Raw genomic sequence first — 5,744 nt, 5'->3', positions numbered from 1 at the left:
TATCCGGCGCTCGTCAACGACGCGGCGGTGACGGAAGTCTTCCGCGAGACGGTGCGCGGCGTGCTGGGCGAAGACGCGCTGGTGGACCAGGAGCCGTTCATGGGCGCGGAGGACTTTGCGTACTACCTGAAGGAGCGGCCGGGGGCGTTCCTCTTTCTGGGCGCGCGCAACGAAGCCGTGGGCGCGCACTTCCCGCACCATCACCCGAACTTCACCGTCGACGAGGCGGCGCTCCCTTACGGCGTGGCCGTGCTCGCGGCGACGGCCTGGCGGCTGCTGGAAGGGCGCGCGGCCGGGCTCGCGACCGCGGCCGTGTGACGCGCGGCGGCGCCTCGCGTGCGGCGCTACCGCGCCTCCAGCTTGAAGCGGCCGAGGTCGCGGTACACGGGCCCTTCCGGCGTCAGCGTGCTGTGGATGAGGCGGACGTCCCGCACCACCTGCTCTCCCCACGAGCGCCGCGCGGCATCGGTGAAGGCGGCGGGAAGCGCCACGGGCGCGGCGCCGTCCCGCAGCCGGGCCACCGTGAGGTGCGGCTCGAACGGGCGAGCGTCGAACGGCACGCCCAGGCCGCGCGCGACCTCCTCGACGACCGCGGCCAGCGCCGCGAGCGCGGGTGCCCCCTGCCCCACGCCGACCCACAGCACGCGCGGCCGCTTCAGGTTCGGGAACGCGCCGGCGCCGCGCAGGGTGATATGGAACGGGCGCTGGCGGTCCATCGCCTCCCCCAGCGCGCGCGCGAGCGCTTCGACGGTCGAGCGCTGCAGGTCCCCGAAGAACTTGAGCGTGAGGTGCAGCTGCGCGGGGGCGACCCACCGCGCGTCGAGCCCCGTGCTGCGCAGTTCCTCCTGCCAGGCGGCGATGGCCTGGCGGGGCTCCTCCTCGATGCGGACCGCGGCGAAACACCGCAACGGCGTCAGGTTCCGAGGCATGCAGCGATCTCCAACCACAGCCCCCGCGCGGCCCGCGCGCGGTGGCTGACACGATTCTTCACGTTGGGCGGCAATTCGCCGAACGTGCGGCCGAATGCCGGCAGGTAGAAGAGGGGGTCGTAACCGAAGCCGCCCTCCCCGCGGGGCGCCTCCAGAATTCGGCCCCGGCACGTCCCCCAGGCGACGGCCTCCCGCCCGTCGGGCCGCACGAGGACGAGGCAGGCGACGTAGCGCGCGCCTCGGGCCTCCGGGGGGACGCCGCGCAGTCGCTCCAGCAGGAGAGCGTTGTTCGCCGCGGCGCCCGCCCCATCGCCCGCGAAGCGCGCGGAGCGCGGTCCGGGCTCGCCGCCGAGGGCGTCGACCTCCAAGCCGGAGTCGTCCGCGAGGGCCGGCAGGCCCGTCGCCGCAACCGCCGCGCGCGCCTTCAGGCGGGCGTTGTCCTCATACGTCTCCCCGTCTTCCTCCGGCGCTGGCGCGCCGGGTGCGACGTCGGCCAGCGAGACGAGGCGGTCCGCCCAGGGGCGCAGGATGGCCTGGAATTCCCGCAGCTTACCGGGGTTGTGCGTCGCGATGAGGAGCCGCGTCATGCCGGGCCGGCGTCCTCCTCCGCGGGCGGCGCCCCCACCAGGGCCGCGAGCGGCCCCAGCGCCGCCTTCTGCGCGTCGACGATCCGCGCGATGCCCTCCAGCGCCAGGTCGACGAGCCCGTCCAGCACGTCCCGCGCGAAGGGACGGCCCTCCGCGGTCCCCTGCACCTCCACGAGCTCCCCGGAGCCCGTGGCGACGACGTTGAAGTCGACCTGCGCCGTCGAGTCTTCTTCATAGTTCAAGTCGAGGCGCGCTTCCCCCTCCACGACCCCGACGCTCACGGCGGCGACGTAGTCGCGCAGCGGGGAACGGGCGAGCTCCCCGGCGTCCAGGAGCCGTGCCATGGCCTCGGCCACCGCGACGAAGGCTCCGGTGATGCTGGCCGTGCGCGTGCCGGCGTCGGCCTGGATCACGTCGCAGTCGATCCAGATGGTGCGCTCGCCGAGAAGGTCGAGGTCGACGGCCGCCCGCAGCGCGCGGCCGATCAGGCGCTGGATCTCCACCGTGCGCCCGCTCTGCTTGCCCCGCGACGCCTCCCTTGGCGTCCGCTGTTGCGTCGCGCGCGGGAGCATGCTGTACTCCGCCGTGATCCAGCCCCGGCCCTGTCCCCTCAACCAGGCGGGGACGCCGTTCTCGACCGAGGCCGTGCAGATGACGCGCGTGTCGCCGGCGACGATCAGCGCCGATCCTTCCGGATACTTCAACACCGACCGCTCCAGCATGAGGGGGCGCAGTTCGTGGGGCCCGCGGCCGTCGCTGCGTGCCAAGCGCATCGCTCCTTCGAGAAAGGGTGCGGGACGCGCGCGGTGCGGCGCGCCATCGTCCATTGTCCCCCGAAGGGCGGGCATCGACAAGCGAACGGGGAACGACTAGGGTAGACACGGAAGGGAAGGATGCAGGCGTGTCCACGTTTCAGGAACTGACCGGGCGCCTGAAGGAACTCCTCGCGCCGCCGCTCGCCAACGACTGGCCGAACCTGCCGGTCACGCGCGCGGAAGGATCCTTCATCTGGGGCGCGGACGGCACCCGGTACATCGACTTCACCCAGGGCTTCGCCGTCAACAACACCGGACACCGTCACCCGAAGGTGATCGCCGCCGTCAAGGAGCAGCTCGACCGGCTGGTGCACTCCGCCATCGGCGTCACTGCGTATGAGCCGGCGCTGCGCCTGGCCGAGCGCCTGCGCGAGATCACCCCGGACGGCATCGAGACGTTCTACTTCGGCAACAGCGGCGCCGAGGCCATCGAGGCCGCGATGAAGCTGGTCCGCTACCACACGCGCCGGCCCGGCATCATCGCGTTCTGGGGCGGCTTCCACGGGCGCACGTACGGCGCGATGACGCTCACCGCTTCCAAGGCGAAGTACCGCATCGCGGCGGAACCGCTCGTGCCGACGGTGTACCACTCCGTGTACCCCAACGTGTTCCGCTCGCCGTACCGCGACGATCCGGACCGCGTGGCCAAGGAAGCGCTCGACCATCTCCGCAGGCTCTTCCTCTATGAGATCGAGCCGTCCCAGGTGGCCGCGATCTTCGTCGAGCCGGTGCAGGGCGAGGGCGGCTACATCGTGCCGCCGGCCTCGTTCCTGCGGGGGCTGCGCGAGATCTGCGACGAGCACGGCATCCTGCTCGTCTTCGACGAGGTCCAGTCGGGCTTCGGCCGCACGGGCAAGATGTTCGCGGCGCAGGTGTTCGACGTGCGTCCGGACGTGCTCTGCATGGCGAAGGGGATCGCCTCCGGCTTCCCGCTGTCCGCGGTGGGCGCCTCGCACAAGATCATGGGCTCGTGGGGCTCGGCGGCGCACGGGACCACCTTCGGCGGGCATCCGGTGAGCACCGCCGCCGCCCTAGCGACCATCGACGTGCTCCTGGAGGAGAGGCTGCCCGAACGGGCGGCGGCGCTGGGGCCGCGCGTCATCGAGCGGCTGCGGGAGATGCAGAAGCGCTTCCCCGTGATCGGCGACGTGCGCGGCGTGGGGCTCATGATCGGCATGGAGTTCGTCGACCCGAAGACGAACGATCCGGACGGCGACCTCGCCCACCGTGTCATTGCAGCCGCGTTGAAGCGGGGCCTGCTGCTGTACCCGGCGGGGCCGCACGGCCAGGTGATCCGCCTCATGCCGGCCCTGAACGTGCCGGAGGACGTGCTGAACGAGGGCCTCGACATCCTCGAGAAGGCGATCGCGGACGTCGTGTGACGCCCGGAGCGCCCCTGGGCGCCCTCGCGCCCGCCCTCGCCCGGAAGCCCTCAGGCTTCCGGGCTTTTCCTTTCGCGCGGGGAAGGAATCGCCGCCGTGTCCCCGAATAAGCGTGGCTTAACTTGACCTTTTGGAGGGATGGTCGTTGGCCGAGTTACAGACCCGCAAAGTGGCGCAGGAAGCGCGCACCGCGCCCGTCGCGTGGATCACCCTGTTCGGCGCCCTGATCGGCGTCACCGCTCTCATCCCGATCTTTCCGTACGTCGGCGGCGGCGGGTACGTGCCGCTCCTCGTGCCGTTCGCGGCGATCGCGCCGCTGCTTCTCGGTCCTTCCGGCGGCATCGTCGCCGCGATCGTCGGCGGCGTCATCGGCATGTTTCTCGCGCCGGCCGGCTTCCCGATGGGACTCCTGGACGTGCTGCTGACCGCCGTCCTGCCGGCCGTGTACACGGCGAGCATCGCGCACCTGAACAAGAACCGCGTGCTGTCGTATCTTCTCGCCGTCGTCAGCGCGGCGTTCGCCGTGGTGTTCCCGTTCTACGTGCCGGGCGCCAGCGCCGGCTTCCAGGCGCCGCCGGAGCCGCTGTACCAGGCTCTGTCCGCGATCTACTGGCTGCCGTCGCTCGTCGTCATCTTCAGCCCCATCGGCACGCGGCTCATCCCGTCGCTGGTGGCCTCGGAGGCGCGCCCGCGCAAGTACGCCGGCATCTTCCTCATCCTGATCTCGGCGCTCTGGCTCTGGTTCAACCCGTGGGCGAAGCCGTACTGGTACATCCAGCACTACGTGCCGGCCACGGGCATCGCCACGCTGATCGGCTACTCCTGGTGGGTGCCCGCGCTCGCGGCGGTCGTGACGGCCATCTCCGTTCCCGTCCTTGAAGCGCTGAGCCGCAGCGGCCTCCCGAAGGTCCGCGACGGCCTGTGGTGAACCCCGGCGGTCTCGAGGCGGCGGCGCCCGTCGTCCGCCTCGACCGCGTCACGTTCGGGTACGCGGAGGACCGACCGGTTCTCCGGGACCTCACGTTCGAGCTGCGGCCGGGCCAGTTCCTCGCGGTGTTCGGGGCGAACGGCGCCGGCAAGTCGACCCTGTGCTACCTCCTGAGTGGCGTCGTGCCGCACATCTACGGCGGCGCGCGGCGGGGCGAGGTCGTTGTCGACGGGATCGATCCCTGGGACGTGCCGATGTGGGAGACGGGCCGCCACGTGGCGATCGTGCTCCAGGACCCGGAGTCCCAGCTGTCCATGCCGGAGGTCGGGCTGGAACTGGCCCTGGGCCCGTCGAACTTCGGCGTGCCCGCGGAGGAGATCCGGCGCCGCGTGGAGCGCGTGCTGCCCGTCGTGCGGCTGGAGGGACTGGAGCGCCAGCCGACGCACGCCCTCTCCGGCGGGCAGAAGCAGCGCGTGGCGCTGGGCGCGGCGCTCGTGATGCAGCCGCGGCTGCTCCTTCTGGACGAGCCCACCTCGCAGCTGGACCCGCTGGGCCACCGCGAGGTGCTGGAGGCCCTCTCCCGCCTCAAGCTGCGCGAGACGGGCCAGGCGGTCATCATGACGACGCACAACTGGGACGTGCAGGACCTGGCGGATCTGGTGCTGGTGCTCGACCAGGGGCGCGTGGCCGCGTTCGGGCCGACGGCCGCGGTGCTGGCACAGACGGAGCTTCTCGAGCGCGCCGGCGTGCAGCCGCCGCCGCTGCAGCGGTTCTACGACTTCCTGCGCAGCGTGGCGGCCAGGGCGGACGCGGCGCCCGGGGCGGCGGCGGCTGCGGCGGGGCCCGCCGCGGGCGATGCCGCGGCCGCGGCCGAGGCGGCGGGCGCCGAGCCGCGCGCGGATGCGGCGGCGGAAGGCAGCGCCGCGGCGGCGGCGGGCGGCGGCGGGGCGCGCCTTGCGACGGCGGGCGAGGTCGTCGCCCTCGCCCTTCACCTGCTGGAGACGGGCGCGCTGAGGCCGCGCCCCGCTGGGAGCGGCGCGGGCGGCGCGGCGCCGGCCCCGGCCCCGGCCCCGCCCCCCCCGCCCCCCGCCCGCGCCGCGGTA

The 5,744-nt window shown here is 72.9% G+C and carries 7 protein-coding genes; 4 read left to right on the top strand and 3 right to left on the bottom strand.

Features of this window, described 5'->3' with window-relative positions; genetic code table 11:
- The coding region (locus tag IRZ18_08035) for a M20/M25/M40 family metallo-hydrolase (GenBank protein MBX5477053.1) at window positions 1-318 on the top strand (318 nt) is incomplete at its 5' end.
- 26 nt (window positions 319-344) lie between these two features.
- Here the strand turns inward: IRZ18_08035 and thpR are convergent.
- Genes thpR through rph form a run of 3 tightly spaced genes read right to left on the bottom strand, consistent with a single transcriptional unit; the run spans window position 345 to window position 2,289 of the window.
- Window positions 345-929: an RNA 2',3'-cyclic phosphodiesterase gene (gene thpR / locus IRZ18_08030; GenBank protein MBX5477052.1), complete on the bottom strand. Its 585-nt coding sequence runs from the start codon at window positions 927-929 to the stop codon at window positions 345-347.
- The gene (gene rdgB / locus IRZ18_08025; protein ID MBX5477051.1) at window positions 914-1,516 is read right to left on the bottom strand and encodes an RdgB/HAM1 family non-canonical purine NTP pyrophosphatase; all 603 of its coding nucleotides are present in this window, start codon (window positions 1,514-1,516) and stop codon (window positions 914-916) included. Before rdgB ends, thpR begins: the two co-directional genes overlap by 16 nt.
- A complete protein-coding gene (gene rph, locus IRZ18_08020; GenBank protein ID MBX5477050.1) occupies window positions 1,513-2,289 on the bottom strand; it encodes a ribonuclease PH in 777 nt (258 codons plus the stop codon). The genes rdgB and rph overlap by 4 nt, the downstream gene beginning before the upstream one ends.
- Before the next feature lie 128 nt (window positions 2,290-2,417).
- Between rph and IRZ18_08015 the strand changes: the two genes are divergently transcribed.
- From IRZ18_08015 to IRZ18_08005, 3 genes are all read left to right on the top strand, one after another.
- Window positions 2,418-3,713 carry an aspartate aminotransferase family protein gene (locus IRZ18_08015; GenBank protein MBX5477049.1) on the top strand — a complete coding sequence of 432 codons (1,296 nt, stop codon included), beginning with the start codon at window positions 2,418-2,420 and terminating at the stop codon, window positions 3,711-3,713.
- 145 nt (window positions 3,714-3,858) lie between these two features.
- Window positions 3,859-4,641 carry a hypothetical protein gene (locus IRZ18_08010; protein MBX5477048.1) on the top strand — a complete coding sequence of 261 codons (783 nt, stop codon included), beginning with the start codon at window positions 3,859-3,861 and terminating at the stop codon, window positions 4,639-4,641.
- On the top strand, window positions 4,638-5,744 hold a 1,107-nt coding region (locus IRZ18_08005; GenBank protein MBX5477047.1), incomplete at its 3' end, for an ABC transporter ATP-binding protein. The genes IRZ18_08010 and IRZ18_08005, both read left to right, overlap by 4 nt.

Source organism: Clostridia bacterium (genome assembly GCA_019683875.1).
Taxonomy (GTDB): Bacteria; Bacillota; Sulfobacillia; order RBS10-35; family Bu92; genus Bu92.
The sequence above is the reverse complement of the archived record's forward strand: the minus strand, read 5'-3'. Positions and strand labels throughout refer to the sequence as shown.

Bases quoted from the DNA above. Each gene is read 5' to 3' on its own strand.
- thpR (MBX5477052.1), bottom strand. From the start codon at position 929: ATGCCTCGGAACCTGACGCCGTTGCGGTGTTTCGCCGCGGTCCGCATC.
- rph (MBX5477050.1), bottom strand. From the start codon at position 2,289: ATGCGCTTGGCACGCAGCGACGGCCGCGGGCCCCACGAACTGCGCCCC.
- rdgB (MBX5477051.1), bottom strand. From the start codon at position 1,516: ATGACGCGGCTCCTCATCGCGACGCACAACCCCGGTAAGCTGCGGGAA.